At 54.6% G+C, this 14736-nt stretch carries 12 protein-coding genes; 8 read left to right on the top strand and 4 right to left on the bottom strand.

Features of this window, described 5'->3' with window-relative positions:
* Positions 1-334: 334 nt before the first annotated feature.
* The 3 genes from Q366_RS17115 to Q366_RS17105 are packed head-to-tail and all read left to right on the top strand — an operon-like array spanning position 335 to position 3858.
* Positions 335-1312, top strand: a complete 978-nt coding sequence (locus tag Q366_RS17115) for an AAA family ATPase (protein ID WP_035241289.1) — start codon at positions 335-337, stop codon at positions 1310-1312.
* A complete protein-coding gene (locus tag Q366_RS17110) occupies positions 1309-2907 on the top strand; it encodes a cobaltochelatase CobT-related protein (protein WP_051958125.1) in 1599 nt (532 codons plus the stop codon). The genes Q366_RS17115 and Q366_RS17110 overlap by 4 nt, the downstream gene beginning before the upstream one ends.
* A gap of 51 nt (positions 2908-2958) precedes the next feature.
* A complete protein-coding gene (locus Q366_RS17105) occupies positions 2959-3858 on the top strand; it encodes a phosphoenolpyruvate carboxykinase (ATP) (protein ID WP_035241287.1) in 900 nt (299 codons plus the stop codon).
* A 70-nt stretch (positions 3859-3928) separates the two neighbouring features.
* On the opposite strand, the gene Q366_RS22205 is transcribed toward Q366_RS17105, so the two are convergent.
* The 3 genes from Q366_RS22205 to Q366_RS17095 form a co-directional block, all read right to left on the bottom strand.
* Positions 3929-4060, bottom strand: coding sequence for a hypothetical protein (locus Q366_RS22205; protein WP_281175502.1), 132 nt, complete (start codon positions 4058-4060; stop codon positions 3929-3931).
* A gap of 495 nt (positions 4061-4555) precedes the next feature.
* Positions 4556-5578, bottom strand: coding sequence for a reverse transcriptase domain-containing protein (locus Q366_RS17100; protein WP_051958124.1), 1023 nt, complete (start codon positions 5576-5578; stop codon positions 4556-4558).
* Positions 5579-5582: 4 nt separating this feature from the next.
* Positions 5583-7523: an asparagine synthase-related protein gene (locus Q366_RS17095; protein ID WP_035241284.1), complete on the bottom strand. Its 1941-nt coding sequence runs from the start codon at positions 7521-7523 to the stop codon at positions 5583-5585.
* 200 nt (positions 7524-7723) lie between these two features.
* Here Q366_RS17095 and Q366_RS17090 point away from each other — a divergent pair, with 200 nt between their 5' ends.
* The 4 genes from Q366_RS17090 (at position 7724) to Q366_RS17075 (ending at position 11562) form a co-directional block, all read left to right on the top strand.
* Entirely contained in the window at positions 7724-8053 is a 330-nt protein-coding gene (locus tag Q366_RS17090) for a lasso peptide biosynthesis PqqD family chaperone (RefSeq protein ID WP_035241282.1), read from the top strand.
* The gene (locus tag Q366_RS17085; RefSeq protein WP_084691885.1) at positions 7962-8456 is read left to right on the top strand and encodes a lasso peptide biosynthesis B2 protein; all 495 of its coding nucleotides are present in this window, start codon (positions 7962-7964) and stop codon (positions 8454-8456) included. Before Q366_RS17090 ends, Q366_RS17085 begins: the two co-directional genes overlap by 92 nt.
* Before the next feature lie 83 nt (positions 8457-8539).
* Positions 8540-9781, top strand: a complete 1242-nt coding sequence (locus Q366_RS17080; RefSeq protein WP_169742986.1) for a nucleotidyltransferase domain-containing protein — start codon at positions 8540-8542, stop codon at positions 9779-9781.
* Positions 9781-11562 (top strand): ABC transporter ATP-binding protein, encoded by a 1782-nt coding sequence (locus tag Q366_RS17075; protein ID WP_035241276.1) that lies wholly within the window; start codon positions 9781-9783, stop codon positions 11560-11562. Before Q366_RS17080 ends, Q366_RS17075 begins: the two co-directional genes overlap by 1 nt.
* Before the next feature lie 241 nt (positions 11563-11803).
* Here Q366_RS17075 and Q366_RS17070 read toward each other — a convergent pair whose 3' ends face one another.
* Positions 11804-12385: a chalcone isomerase family protein gene (locus Q366_RS17070; protein ID WP_084691884.1), complete on the bottom strand. Its 582-nt coding sequence runs from the start codon at positions 12383-12385 to the stop codon at positions 11804-11806.
* A 224-nt stretch (positions 12386-12609) separates the two neighbouring features.
* On the opposite strand from Q366_RS17070, the gene Q366_RS17065 reads away from it, so the two are divergent.
* Positions 12610-14736, top strand: a complete 2127-nt coding sequence (locus tag Q366_RS17065) for a Tex family protein (protein ID WP_035241273.1) — start codon at positions 12610-12612, stop codon at positions 14734-14736.

The following is a 14736-nucleotide window of genomic DNA, read 5'->3' as shown; positions in this document are numbered from 1 at the left end:
GTAAATAATTCTCCAGAAATGATTTGGCGTTGCCCAGGTTGCTCCATGTTTCGCGGAACAGCTTGTCATGGGAATGATGCAGTTTATGTTCCATACCGGCTTTGTATCACGGGGTCTTGTGGGCTGCAAGATTTTACCCCTTATTATATCCTGCTTATTATTATATCTCCAGTTAGCGTTTCCATGTCTGCTTTAAAGACAGTGTCAAGGCAATTGACTTTCAAAGGGCTTGCAGGTATTAGGAAGGGCATGAATATTGACATAATGATCAGCCGGGAAACCGGTCGAAGATTGCGCATACCTGCACAATTCTTGACAAATGAAAGAAAAAGAAATGACAGACAAGCTGACGTTGCCCGACATGACCTGCAGTGCCCGGAAACACTTCTCCATTGACAGCGATCTCGAAACGCCCTGTTTCAGCAAAGCCGGAGAACATGTGCCGACCCTTGATCCCAATTACGTTCTGGACCCATCCACAACCCTGGCTATTCTGGCGGGGTTTGCCGACAACCGGCGGGTCTTGATCCAAGGGAATCACGGCACAGGCAAGTCCACCCACATCGAGCAGGTGGCGGCTCGGCTCAACTGGCCATGCTTGCGCGTGAATCTGGACGGCCATGTAACCCGGATGGATCTCATTGGCAAGGACGGTATTGTTCTGGAAAACGGACAACAAGTGACCCGATTTCAACCCGGAATACTGACCTGGGCGGTCCAGCATCCCGTGGCCTTGATCCTTGACGAGTATGACGCGGGCCGCCCGGACATCCTGTTCGTGATTCAGAGGGTTCTGGAAACGGACGGCAGGCTCACTTTGCTGGATCAGAACCGCGTGATCGAACCGCACCCCGCGTTTCGTATTTTTGCCACGGCCAACACCATCGGCCTCGGCGATGTCACCGGACAATACCACGGCACCCAGCCCCTCAACCAGGGCCAGCTGGACCGGTGGCACATTATCACCGTACTCAACTACCTGGCCCCGGCCCGGGAACAGGCCGTGCTCCTGGCCAACTGCCCGGAGCTGGATACGCCCGAAGGTCGGGAGCAGACCGAGGCCATGGTGCTTCTGGCCAATTTAATCCGCCAGGGGTATGCCCAGGGAGACCTCTCAGTGGTCATGTCGCCCCGGACGCTCATCTCCTGGGCACGGAATATGCGGATCTTCAAAGACCGTGGTCATGCCTTTGTCGTGACTTTTTTCAACCGCTGCGACGACACGGAACAGCCCCTGGTTGCAGAGTACTACCAGCGGTGTTTTTCCGAAGATCTCCCGGCAGTGAACGCCTTGCCCCGGCTTTTTTCATGATGCCCGTTCCTCCGCCAGGTCTTTCTGAAATCGAAGATGATCATTTCGTTCGGGCCAACCAAGCCTGGATTCGCACCCTGTCCGGCGAAGAGCCGGATATTGAGCTCAAGTCCGGGGCCCGGCAGTGCCTGCGAGCCCGGGCCGACCGGAAAGCCCTGTGGTCTCATTACCACGATCCGGAATGCCACCAGGTCCTGTTGCCTCCAGATCCTGGGCCCCGTGCCTTTCTTTTGGCCCTTGAGCAGGGCAGGGTCTGGGCCGCGGGTGCCCGGAAATTTCCCGGCGTATCCGAAAACCTGGCCAAGGATATTGCCGGCCGCATACCGGATCTTTCCCCGGGGCAGCAGCTAGCGGCCCTGGCTTTCCTGCAATTGACACAAGGAGACACCTCCCGGGTGGACGCTTGGGACGCTGTTCTGTCTCCTTGTTGGCCCGGACTGATGCATCTGATCAGCGATCAGGCCGCTTTCGGGCGCAAGATAATATCATTGCTGGAGACATCCCCCAACGTCAGAGCGTTGGCCGACAAATTGCCGGTTGACCCGGTGTCCGCTGATCCGTTTCAGGGCTTGCCTCTGCTGCCGGACAGCGACGAACAGACTTATGAAAAAGGGACGCCGGTACCGGATATCAGTAACCAAGAACCTCTTCCCGGCCGGGATGGGCATGATTTCGGCCACGATTATAGGGCCTATGCCACGGCCTTCGATGGAACCGTACAAGCACAAACCCTTGTGCTCCCCGAAGACCTGACCCGCTATCATCGTGAACTGGAAAGAGATACCACTTCCTATCGCCCCACGGCCACCCGCCTCGCCCGCAGGCTCATGCGCCGGATTATGGCCCGGCAGCGGTGCCGCTGGGACTTTGATCAGGAAGAAGGCGTCCTCAACCCCAAGCGGTTGGCCGGATTGATGGCGAACCCCGAAAACCACCGGATTTTCATGCAGGAATCACAATCCCCCTTTCCGGCCACAGTGGTGAGCCTGCTCATCGACAATTCCGGTTCCATGAAGGGCCGGCCCATTCGCCTGGCTGCACTCACCACCGGGATATTGGCAGGTGCTCTGGAACGTTGCGGGGTCAAAACAGAGATTCTTGGCTACACCACCGCAGCATGGAACGGCGGAAGATCCGGCCAATGCTGGCAGGCTGACGGCAGGCCTGCCAATCCGGGCCGGCTCAATGATCGGCTGCACATTGTTTATAAAAACGCGGATGCCCCCTGGCGGCGGACCCGGCGTCACCTGGGCGTCATGCTGGCACCGGACCTGCTCAAGGAGAACCTGGACGGTGAAGCCCTGGACTGGGCCTGGCGTCGTCTGCTGGCACGCCACGAGTCCCGGCGCATTCTTCTGATGATCTGCGACGGCCTTCCCCACGACGAAGCCACCCTGGCTGCCAATGGGCCGTCATTTTTAACCCGCCATCTTCGGGAGGTCATTACGGATGTAGAAAACTCCCCGGTACAGCTCGCTGCCATCGGCATTGGGCATCCTGTGGGGCGGTTCTACCGGCATGCCGTGTTTCTGGAAAAAATAGACGATCTGGCGGGAACACTTACCCATGAACTGTTGAAAATGATTGAGCGTTAACATGAAAAGCCTATATATATTTTACCAATAAGAATAATGAGTACAGTCACTATGTCATCTGAATCAAATATAGTTTATCACGCTTTCGGCCTGAATATCGCATCTGATCTGCCGTTTTTGAATATGCCTGAAAGACAGGCGATACCGGACGTGGTGGTACGGTACGGAGCGGTCCCGGATGCGATCCCCGGGGCTGTTAACAAAAGCGCGTGGTACCAGGCTGCTCCGGGAGCGTTTCTTTTCCGGGTGGACGGTGTGGCCGGCTACCATATCACCCGGGGAAAACGTATCACCATTGAGCGGGCTGCCGGGGCCTTGGATGAGGAGATTCTCCTTTTTTTAATGGGGTCGGCGATGGGGGCTTTGTTGCATCAGCGTGGGATGCTGCCCCTGCATGCAGGGGCCATCGCCGTTGACAACGAGGCGGTCCTGTTTTGCGGCCCCTCCGGCATCGGAAAGTCCACCCTGTCCGCAGCTTTTCACAAGCGGGGACTTCCCCTGCTGGCAGATGATGTGTGCGGCGTCACAGTAGGCCGGGAGGTCAGGGTCGTGGCCGGGTTTTCTCAGTTAAAGCTTTGGGAAGACAGTCTGGGCCAATTGAATAAATCCAAAGACGGGCTCAGGCGTGTAAGCAAAGATCCGGATTTCAGAAAGTTCTTTGTCCCCATTGATCCCCCCGGTACCCAGGCCCTAGCGGTTCGTTCTCTCTTCATCCTCAGCAGTGCCGGAAAAGATGAATTTGAGGTGTCGGAGCTCAAGGGCAGGGCACGAATCGAGCCGGTGATGGCCAACACATACAGACCCGGGTTCCTGAAAGGGCTGGGGATCCAGCAGGCCCACTTCCGGATGTGCGCCCGCTTGGCGAATCAGGCCCGGGTGATCCGGGTGATCCGGCCGGAACAGGGCTTTCGCCTGGACGAACTTATGGATCTGGTGGCGGCGCACTGGTAATTGGGGCCTTTATGATTGCAAACACCTTAAGATCTGATTGACTTCATTCATTAGGGATAACAAATTGATATTAGGTAATGGTCATATTGCGCATCTGTTCCGTCAGAAGCACTTTTGCTCCCCGCCGTGCCGCCCCGGACTGGATACCGTCTATCCAGACGTGGTTGCACAGGTTCAGGGGCGCCCGATCAAGCTGTTCCACCTTGGCTTCCAGGCGGTCCAGGGGTGGGACAATATTTCAATGTATTGTCAATATTAATTGTAGAATTTCCAGGATCGAAAGAGGTTCTACAGAAAATTATTGAGTTACAAGCCCGGAAAAGGTATACACTATCGCAAAAAGACCATGTTTGTTGTGGGGATCGGCCTATGTCATTACACATATGCACCCTTGCGTGACCCAAGAATAATAATAATGGGAGGTTGTTAATGTTGAAGGGAATAAGACACAATAACACACATGAGTGTGAAACAAGCAATCAATCGAGCCCGCCAAAGCATGTCTTGCCCCCAGCGCACACACGCATCGGTAAAGTTCAAAGTCGATGGCAGGTACCAACGCGAACCCGCATTCGGAGTGCTGAAACAGCAAGTATACCCGGCGGCACAACCTCAGATGGTTATCGACCTGAAAGTTAATATTACTGGGATGTCAACCCACCAGAGGTGGGAATGCGAAATACCTCCTTTCGTCACACTAACTTATACCGAGGGCGAAACCGCGGGCAGCGAGGAACGAATTGTGATCGACCGTGTTCAACCTAAAACCCCCTGCAGTCACCCACCGGTTCCAGCGCTGAATATATCTTCCGACGCGGATATTGTCCGCGCCCTGCTCATAAAGCCGGGAGATACGTTCGGCGCATTTTTCTACGGTTCTGCTTGCTGGTTTGAGGACCCCGGGTGATAGGGCGTACCCCAAAAAATCAAATCCATGATGCGCCCGGCCGATGAATGTCTTGTCCGGGTGTATCTCCACATTCAGCACTTCCAACACTTGGCGGACCGTTTTGACGGCCCTGCGCAGCTTCCAGCGGGAGGGTGCAAGGATGAGCCAGTCGTCCATAAAACGGGCATAGAAACACCCGGAATTTTCCATGGCCTTATCCAGTGGGAGAAGATAAAGTGCTCCCATGAGCGGTGACAGCGGGCAACCCAGGGATATGCCCCGGGTGACGTCCCGGTAATTTTCACCAAAACAGACTGTGCGCCGCAGCCAGTCCCACAATAATCGCAACAGGGCCTTGTCCGGCATATGGCGCTCAAGCAAGTCCATCAGGACCATATGGTCGATGCCGGCGTAATACCCGCGCACATCGGATTTCATGACATGATGCTCCGGCAGGAGAGCAGCCATGGCCTCCCGGACCGCCCCTTTTGCGCCGCCATTGGCGGCAATGTGAAAACAGCGGCCGGAAAGCCGCGGTTTGAGATATTCCGTCAGTACAATGGACACGGCCTTTAATACCAGAGCGTCTCCGGATGACCACAGTTCAATAATCTCTCCATTTATCCGAAGTTCCCGGAGCGGTTCAAAACAATACTCCCCGGCCAACAGATCCGCTTGGACACGGGGCTTTTCGCAGTCCCAGTTCTTTCTGAGCTCCCACACATCATTGTGCGGTGAATACGCCGCACGCCGTTTGCAGAGCCATGCAAAAGCCTCCTCCAGCACCGGGGACGAGGAAATACAGGCCATGAGGGGGGCGTTCTCTTTCATTCCACTACCTGTTTCCACCCTCTACATGGTGAATAAACGCTCCCACGGAGATACCGCGTAAGAGGAGAAGACGGTATTTTTGAATGACGGTATGCTGATCCCATCCGTCCTGTGGCCAAGCTTCAAGCAACTGCCGCATCCGTTTGAGATCCAGATACCGGGACGACTGGGAGCCGGCCTCCAGGCGGTCCAGCCATGCTGAAAATTCTTCCCTGGCTGCCGTGGCTCCTTCATACCAGTCCGCGGCCTGGAGCCCCTTGGTGCTGCAGTGAAGGATCTCCGGCGGCAGAACATGGCCCATGAGGCGGTGGAGCAGCCGGCGGGGCTGGCCGTTTTTGAGGTATTGATCTTCGGGGATGGCCAGGCAAAAGGAGATGAGGCGCAGATCAGCGGTGGGGTCGCGCATCTCAAGGCCGCTGTCGCCCGTACAGGCGGTGAAAAAATCTCCTATATCCATGCGGTACAGCACTGCGGTGCGCATGTTCCAGCCGTCTGCCCAGGGTCGGTAGCTGGTGTCCCAGCCGGCCCGGCGGGCCCGGTCAAAAAGATTTGTGCGCCGGATCAGGTCGGGATGGATAGCCGTGTAGTCATGCAGGCTTTGCCAGCCCCGGCCTTTCCAGGTGTTTAAAGCCTGCCAGAACGGAACCGGCAGAAAAGGTCCCAGGGACTGAGCCATCACCCCTTGCCAGCGCATCTCTGTATGCCGAACTATTTGGCGCGCCTCTCCCATCCATTCCAGCCATTTCCCCTGGCGCAGCAGCGAGGCCAGGCGGGGCCGGCCATCATAGGAAATGGTCATATTGCCCATCTGTCCCGTCAGAAGCACTTTTGCTCCCCGCCGTGCCGCCCCGGACTGGATACCGTCTCCCCAGACGTGGTTGCACAGGTTCAGGGGCGCCCGGTCAAGCCGTTCCACCTTGGCTTCCAGGCCGTCCAGGGGGGTATGCCCCCCGGGCCGGAACAGGATATGTTCGATATTGTCAAAGCGGGCCGCCAGAGCCGCGGCCGCCGGCCCCTCGTCCCCGTGTCTGCCTTTGGGCACGGGCCCGTCAAACCCTTCCCGGGGAACGGCGGTAAATGCCAGAAGAGATTTTCCCTCCTGACCCAGCAACTCAGCGGCAGTGGCTGCAACCGTTGAGCTGTCCAGCCCGGAGCTGAGATGGGATGCGATCCGTCCGCTGCTGCGAAGCCGGCATTTCACTGATTCATGCAGGAGGTCCCGGGCCGCTTCCACGTAATCATCGTCGTTTTTGAAAGTGATGCGGTGCGCAGGATCAAACCTGTGGTACCGGCGGATGGAAACCTCTTTATTTTCCACTACCAGAAAATGCCCCGGTTCTATGCGGAAAATGTCCCGGTAAAAACTCTCTGGCCCGATCGTGGGCAGCAGTGCCAGGTAATCGGCCATCCGCTCCTCGCACAGCTGCCGGGGGACATCGGGCAGGGCGAACAGGCCCTTGGACAGGGTGACAAAGGCAAAGAAACGTTCATTGCGGTGCCAGTAGAGGGGCCGGGACCCAAGGGGGTCCCGGGCCAGAAAGAGGCGGCGCTCCCTGCGGTCCCATACCCCAAGGGAGAAATCCCCCAGCAGGTGATCCACAGAAGCGTCTCCCCATCGCTCATAGGCTTTAAGCACAAAGCCGCTGTCTGCCATGAGCCGGGCCTGGGCAGGGGAAATGCTCAGTTTTTCCGCCAGCTGGGCCCGGTTGTCTATGCGGCCGTCAAAGACCAGGGCAAAACGGCCTGGGTCGTCGTGAAGGGGCTGGCGATCCAGGGCGTCCTCCGGGGTGATGCGGCACAGGGTCCGTACCAGCCCGGCCTGGGTGTCGTGCCATTGGTGCTGGGCGTCCCGGCCGTAGGGTTCCAGGATGTTTTGCATCCTCTCCAGCCATATTGGTTCCACGGGGGGGCCGTCCAATCGAATTACGCCTGCGATGGCCGTCATAAGGGTATTTCCTTTCATGGGTCTGTTTATTGTCAAAACCGATGTAGTTTATATATATGGGATGTAGAGGTAAAGTGTTTACTGTATGAAATTTAAATCGTGTGCGAGGTATGGTTATTCTTCCCGAATTTAAAATTGCCGATTGACAACAGAAGGCTTTTTTTTAAAATGTTACGGCAAAAAAATGAGGATGATACAAGATGAGCAAACAACAAAGTGGGATAGAATTGGGAACATGGGTCATCCGGTCTGAAGAGGTGCTGGACTCCGAGGTGGATGGTGAGATTGTGATGATGAGTATCGCCCAGGGAACCTATTCGGGCCTGGATAACATTGGCAGCGAAATATGGCGGCTGATCGAAACGCCACGCAGGGTCTCTGAGATCTGCGACGCAATGATGGAACGTTATGACGTGGAAAGGGAAACCTGTGAAAGAGATGTCCTGTTGTTCCTTAACGACCTGGCTTCGGACGAGACCATTCAGGTGGTTGAAAAAAACGACCCGGTTTTTTCGCCGCCCTTGGCTTGAAAAACGGCTGTTTTTAGAGGCTGTAGCGTGGTTGGGGTTTTCGAGACTGATGATCAAGACGGTTCCTTTCCGTCGCATCGCCCCGATGTTGGGACGCACCATGGTGGAAACGCCTTCCCATCAAAGTACAAAAACAGATCTGCCGTCCCGGATCGCCTGGGCCGTACGCACGGCGAGTCGATACACGCCCTGGGAAAGCAAATGTCTGGCCCAGGCCATGGCCGCACGAATGATGCTTAAGCGGCGGCGGTTTTCCTCCACCATCTATCTGGGTGTGTTAAAGGACGACCAAGAGGGGATGAAGGCCCATGCCTGGATTCGTTACGGCGAGCAGATCCTGACCGGTGCCCAGGGCCACCGGCAGTTTACGGTGGTGGCGACCTTTGGAGACAATTCCGGATAATGCCCGGATCACGTGCGGCTGTTTCCTTTTTTGCAAAATCAACCCCATTGATTCCCATAACGACTGTCATTAAGAAAGGGATTATGATCGATACAAAACATCTCCCGAATTACTCGCCCGAGCTTTGCCTGTTAATTTCCTGCCTGCGGCTTTCATTAAACCGTAATGCGGATTACGAAAGCTTGTCCGGGTGCGGAAAAGAAATTGACTGGGACCACTTTTTTCAATTGTTGGAAAGGCACCGGTGTACCCTGCAGGTCTATCCGGTATTGAAGCGGCTGGGGCGGCAGTGTGTGCCGGACAACGTGCTCGACAGGTTAAAAATGCATGTGCGGAGAAAGACAACCCTTGCCATGGCAAAGGCTGGAACACTCCTTTGCCTTGCAAAGCAATTTGATTGCGAAAACATCCCTTTCCTGCCGATCAAGGGTCCGGTGCTTGCTCTCCAGGCATATGGCGGGGTTGGTGCGCGCAGCATGAAGGACCTGGATATACTGGTCGCGCCCGAACGAATATCGGATGCACAGGAATTGCTGTTCAGGATGGGATACAAACGCACCCAGCCTGATTTTGAACTGACTCCCCGGCAGACAGCAGAGGCTTTTCGAAATCAGCATCATTTCAGTTATCACCATCCGGATTCCGGTGAGCAGATTGAACTTCACTGGCGTTTCGGATCCAACCGGCACCTCTTTCCCATTTGTTTTGAAGAGCTGTGGAAGGAGAGGCAGGTTCTTCAATTCGCAGGGCTTGACATTCCGGTACTCCCGCTGCATCATACCCTGCTTCTCCTCTGTACCCATGGCACAAACCATCATTGGTTTCGCCTTTTCTGGCTGAACGATCTGGCCCGGCTTGTTTGTGCCAACGATGGGGTCAACTGGGGCAGCCTTACGGCATGCGCAGCCCGGCTGGGCCTGGAGCGCATGCTGGCAGAAGGCATGCTTCTTTGCAGTCTCCTGTTCGATTTGCCCATACCTGATCCCGTTCGCTGTTACGCCGCCACTGACCGGGGAACCCTGAAAATAACCCGGATTGCGCTTGAGCTTATCGGGCGAGTGGAAGAGCCGGTTTACTACCGGCCTCACAGCAAAGCATATGTGTTGTCTAAATTGCACTCGGCGATGATCAGGAAAGACCTTGGATACCGGGTTTCTCTTTTGCTGGCCCATCTGAACGCGCCCTATCCGGATTGGAAGCGTGTCTCGATTCCGGATCGTTTTTTTATTTTTTACTATCTGTTACGGCCGATTTTTTGGCTTGAACGCATGTATCTATCCAGGGGCGACGTCTGTGGAAAAAAAGAACCGGCTGAAAGACCATAATGAAACCCAACAACCGGAAAATGCTTTCCCATTACGTTGGAACGCTTTTTCGATATGCACCATGCCGGGTCACCCAGTCACTGACGATGATGGTTTTCTCGGGTTTGACCCAGGGGGTCGGGGTTGTCATGCTCATTCCCCTTCTGGGGCTGATCGGTTTAAACGGCGCTGGCGAGCCATCCGGCCTTACCCGGAAAATCGGGCGGATTTTCGAATGGTTCAGACTGGATCTGACGCTTGTGACGGTGCTGTGTCTGTATGTGGGGATTGTTGCGGTCTATGCCGGTATCACCCAGTATCAGAGCGTTCTTAATACAGAAATTGTACAAAGATTCACCAAGGCCATACAGGACCGACTATACCGTGCACTTTGCCGTGCCCAATGGCGCTGCCTGATCGGCACCAAGTCATCACAGATCACCCAGGCCCTTACAAGTGACGCCCAGCGCGTGGGGTTTGCCACCCAGCAGCTGCTGCAGCTCAGTGGGATTTTTATCGTCGCATGCGTGCATGTATGGGTCGCCCTGATGATCTCCATTCCCATGACCCTGTTTGCACTGGCCTGCGTCAGCGTATTTCTTTTGTTGCTTCATCCTCTCAACCGGCGTGCCCACAGCGCGGGAGAAACATTACGGGATGGAATGACAAAACTGTATGGGGAGGTTTCGGAGCATCTCGGGGCGATGAAACTGGCCAGAAGTCATGGCCTGGATTCAATTCATGAAGAAAATTTCAGGGTAATTACCAAGGGCGTTGCCGATCAGATGGTTCTATTCAGCCGGATCAACTCGACCCCCCGCATGATTTATGAAATCGGAGCGGCCGTGGTTCTGGCCGGCTTCTTTTATGTCGCAGTGGAGATCTTTCAAATTGCCCCGGAGTCGCTTCTGATCATCGTTTTTTTGTTTGCCCGCCTTCTGCCGAAGTTTTCTTCTATCCAGCAGTGCGCCCAGCGGATCACAAATGCGCTTCCATCATTTCAGGCCCTCCTCGATATGGAGAGAACCTTTATGGAAAACAGCGAACCGGCTGCAAGCTATCCGGCAAAAAATCTTGTGCTGGAAAACTACATCCGTCTTTCCAACGTCTGTTTCCGGTATACAAAATCCATTGGGGCATGGGCGGTCAAGGACGTAAGCATTGTTCTTCCCGCCCGAAAAATAACCGCCTTTGTAGGGCATTCCGGCGCGGGTAAAAGCACTCTGGCCGATCTGATCCTGGGTCTTTTTGCACCGGAATCCGGAGAAATTTTCATTGACGGTCAGCCCCTTAAAGGGGCACGAATTCACCCATGGCGTCAATCCATCGGGTATGTGCCCCAGGAGACATTTTTGTTCAATGACACCATCCGTGCCAATCTTCTCTGGGCAATGCCCCGGGCCACGGAAAAAGAGCTGTGGGATGCACTGGAACTGGCAGCGGCCCGGGACTTTGTTTCCCGGCAGCCAAAAGGAATGGATACACCCGTGGGAGAGCGGGGGACACGCCTTTCCGGAGGAGAACGCCAGCAGATAGCATTGGCCCGGGCCCTGCTGCGTAGACCGACGTTTTTGCTCTTGGATGAAGCAACCAGTTCCGTTGACTCGGAAGGTGAACGACGAATTCAAAAGGCAGTAAACAAACTCCGCGGCGAGTTGACCATGCTGATAATCGCCCATCGATCCGCCACCATCCGGATGGCCGACAGCGTTATCACGCTGAGTGCCGGCGAGGTTGCAGGTGCGGAGCCAAGCCAGGCAGGGTCGGCAAAAGCAAAGCGTTGCCCACCATCGTATGTATAAGCTTTGTTTTTCAAAAACGTGAGAAAAATTTACGTTTCTTGGGGGATTGCCCCGGCGTATATGTTACCATCCGCCCTCAGCCCCTTGTCGGCGGCCCTTTTTTGAACTTCAGTTCGGTAATCCTTTGAGTCCGGACACCCTGCCGTATTTTCTGCTCGGGTTGGGCACTGGTAATGGGCCAGATTTTATTGGCCCGTCAGGTGATTCCGGGAAAGGTTCCGTCATAGACGTGCATTTTTTTCTACAAGCCCAGAAGCCCTTTCCGGATTTTTTCGTTTGCCTTGTCGCCAACGTTATAACGATAGTACATCTGGGCAAAGGTATCGCCGGGAATGGTACCCTTTACTTCGCCCTGATAGATCAGGGTAAGTCCCTTGCCCGGCACGTAAACGGATTCCGATATCAGTCCGGGTTTCATGTCCTTGTCCAGCCAGCTGGCATATTTGTCTATATCTGCCCGGTTGGCCTCCACCAGTTCTTTGGGGTTTCCGGCTTCCATTAATTCGATGAACCCCTCACTGATTTTTTTTGCGGTTGCCTTGCTGGTCAGGTAGTGGGTGAGCATGTACTTGACCTGCCGGGATTCGATCAGTTCGTTGGCATCCTTAGTCGGCTGTTCAAGGTAGAGGCCAACGGCATAAACCTTCACGAAACCCATTTTTTTCAGGTAGGAGACACCGTTGAGCGTCAGCTTTTTACCGTTAACAACTTTTTCGCCTGGAAATTTAACCCCCAGGATCTCCACGTCACCTGCATGCCCCAACACTCCGATAAATAAGAAAACAACCACTGCCATCGCCAGTACAACACCACGTCGCTTCATTTTTTTCTCCTTTCATATTTTTAAGTCTCGATCAGATCCTTTGACTTCACCGTATTAAGATAGGGACTTCCTGTTTGTCAATCAAAGTATGAAAAAAGAGACGTATATTCATCTCAAAATTTGATATCAAACTGCAGGCAGGTTATGTGCGATCAGCCCTGCTTGCTTTAAAGACAAGGTCAAGGCAATTGACTTTCCCAAGGCTTGCAGGTATTAGGAAGAGCATGGATATTAAAACAATGATCAGTCGGGAAAACGGCCTGAAAGAAAACCAGGTGGCAGCGGTTCTGGAGTTGCTGGATCAGGGTGCCACAGTGCCTTTTATCGCAAGGTACCGGAAAGAGCGCACAGGCAGCCTGGACGAGGTGGCCATATCCGGTATCCGGGACAGGGCAAAGGCTTTAAAAGAACTGGAAGCCAGGAAACAGGCCATTATCAAGTCTTTGGAGGAACGGCAGCTTTACACCGAAGAGTTGGGCCAATGCATTGAACGTGCAGACTCCATGACCCGGCTGGAGGATGTGTACGAAAAGTACCGGCCCAAAAAGCGGACCCGTGCCGCAATCGCCCGGGAAAAAGGGCTGGAGCCTTTGGCCCTGATGATTCTGGAGCCCCAAAGCAACATTGATCTTCAAACGGAGGCAACCCGGTTCACCGGCCCTGGTGTGGCAAGCCTGGAAGAGGCCTGGGCCGGGGCCAGGGATATCATTGCCGAAATCATTAACGAAGATGCATCCATCCGGTCCGGGATCCGGGATCTGTTTATCCAAACAGCCATGATCCACGCAACGGTGATCAAGGGAAAAGACGACGACGGGACCAAGTTCAAGGACTATTTTGACTGGGAGGAACCGGCATTTAAAGCACCTTCCCACCGGATACTTGCCATGCTCAGGGGGGCAACCGAAAAAATTCTTCGTGTCCATGTTCTGCCCGATGAAAAAAAGGCGTTGAATATCATCCATGGGATTTACCCGGGCAAAAGAAAGGTCTGTCCACAAAGCCGGGCCCAGATCCTTGCCGCCGCCGAAGACGCATACAAACGGCTGCTGTCCAAATCCATTGAAAATGAGGCGTTGCGCATTCTCAAACAAAAGGCCGATGAAAAGGCAGTCGCTGTTTTCTCGGACAATTTACGTCAGGTACTGCTTTCCCCGCCCCTTGGCGGCAGGCCCGTGCTGGCGATTGACCCGGGGTTCCGCACCGGGTGCAAGATCGCCTGCCTGGATGCCACGGGAAAGCTGGTTCACCATGATGTAATCCACCCCCACACGCCAAACGGAAAACTATCTGCCGCACAGCTCATCCCCAAACTTGTTTCCCAATACGAAATCCGGGCCATCGCCGTGGGAAACGGCACGGCAGGCCGGGAAACGGAAAGCTTTATCAGGGAACTGAAACTGCCCGAAGATGTGGATGTGATCATGGTGGATGAAAGCGGGGCGTCCATTTATTCAGCCTCGGAAACAGCCAGGGAAGAATTCCCGGATCACGACATTACGGTCAGGGGGGCTGTTTCAATTGGCAGACGGCTCATGGATCCCCTGGCAGAGCTTGTCAAGGTGGAACCCAAATCCATCGGGGTGGGACAATACCAGCACGATGTGGACCAGAATATGCTCCAGACCGCCCTGGACGATGTGGTGGTGTCATGTGTCAACCAGGTGGGCGTGGAGGCCAATACCGCATCAAAACAGCTGTTATCCCGGGTATCCGGCCTGAACGCCGGCATCGCCGCCAACATGGTCAAATACAGGGATGAAAATGGCGCCTTTGGGTCCAGAACTGATTTTCTCAAGGTGCCCCGTCTGGGTAAAAAAGCATTTGAACAGGCCGCAGGATTTTTAAGAATCCAAAACGGGAAAAATCCCCTGGACCGCAGCGGCATTCATCCCGAGTCCTATCCCGTGGTCAAACAGATGGCCAAAGACCTGGGCTGCCGTGTGGAAGAGATGATGACAACAAAAGACCCGGTGCAACGCATGGACCTTACACCCTATGTGACGGCGACCACAGGGCTTCCTACGCTAAAGGACATCGTTGCCGAACTTGCAGCCCCGGGCCGGGACCCCAGGCAGCCGTTCCAGGCATTCTCCTTTGACAAAGATATCCATGAAATGAAAGATCTGGTTCCTGATATGGTCGTTCCGGGCATTGTCACCAATGTCACCGCATTTGGTGCGTTTGTGGATATCGGTGTCCACCAGGACGGACTTGTTCATATCAGCGAGCTGTCTGACCGGTTTATCAAAGACCCCAATGACGTTGTCAAAGTCCGGCAACAGGTAACCGTTCGCATTCTTGGGGTGGATATCCCCCGGAAAAGAATTTCTCTTTCCATGAAGGGGTAG

It is taken from the genome of Desulfobacter vibrioformis DSM 8776 (assembly GCF_000745975.1).
GTDB lineage: Bacteria > Desulfobacterota > Desulfobacteria > Desulfobacterales > Desulfobacteraceae > Desulfobacter > Desulfobacter vibrioformis.
Note: the sequence above shows the minus strand (reverse complement) of the source record. Positions and strands in the feature narration are given on the sequence as shown.

Bases quoted from the DNA above. Each gene is read 5' to 3' on its own strand.
- Q366_RS17115 (WP_035241289.1), top strand. From the start codon at position 335: ATGACAGACAAGCTGACGTTGCCCGACATGACCTGCAGTGCCCGGAAA.
- Q366_RS17110 (WP_051958125.1), top strand. From the start codon at position 1,309: ATGATGCCCGTTCCTCCGCCAGGTCTTTCTGAAATCGAAGATGATCAT.
- Q366_RS17105 (WP_035241287.1), top strand. From the start codon at position 2,959: ATGTCATCTGAATCAAATATAGTTTATCACGCTTTCGGCCTGAATATC.
- Q366_RS17100 (WP_051958124.1), bottom strand. From the start codon at position 5,578: ATGAAAGAGAACGCCCCCCTCATGGCCTGTATTTCCTCGTCCCCGGTG.
- Q366_RS17095 (WP_035241284.1), bottom strand. From the start codon at position 7,523: ATGACGGCCATCGCAGGCGTAATTCGATTGGACGGCCCCCCCGTGGAA.
- Q366_RS17090 (WP_035241282.1), top strand. From the start codon at position 7,724: ATGAGCAAACAACAAAGTGGGATAGAATTGGGAACATGGGTCATCCGG.
- Q366_RS17085 (WP_084691885.1), top strand. From the start codon at position 7,962: ATGTCCTGTTGTTCCTTAACGACCTGGCTTCGGACGAGACCATTCAGG.
- Q366_RS17080 (WP_169742986.1), top strand. From the start codon at position 8,540: ATGATCGATACAAAACATCTCCCGAATTACTCGCCCGAGCTTTGCCTG.
- Q366_RS17075 (WP_035241276.1), top strand. From the start codon at position 9,781: ATGAAACCCAACAACCGGAAAATGCTTTCCCATTACGTTGGAACGCTT.
- Q366_RS17070 (WP_084691884.1), bottom strand. From the start codon at position 12,385: ATGAAGCGACGTGGTGTTGTACTGGCGATGGCAGTGGTTGTTTTCTTA.
- Q366_RS17065 (WP_035241273.1), top strand. From the start codon at position 12,610: ATGGATATTAAAACAATGATCAGTCGGGAAAACGGCCTGAAAGAAAAC.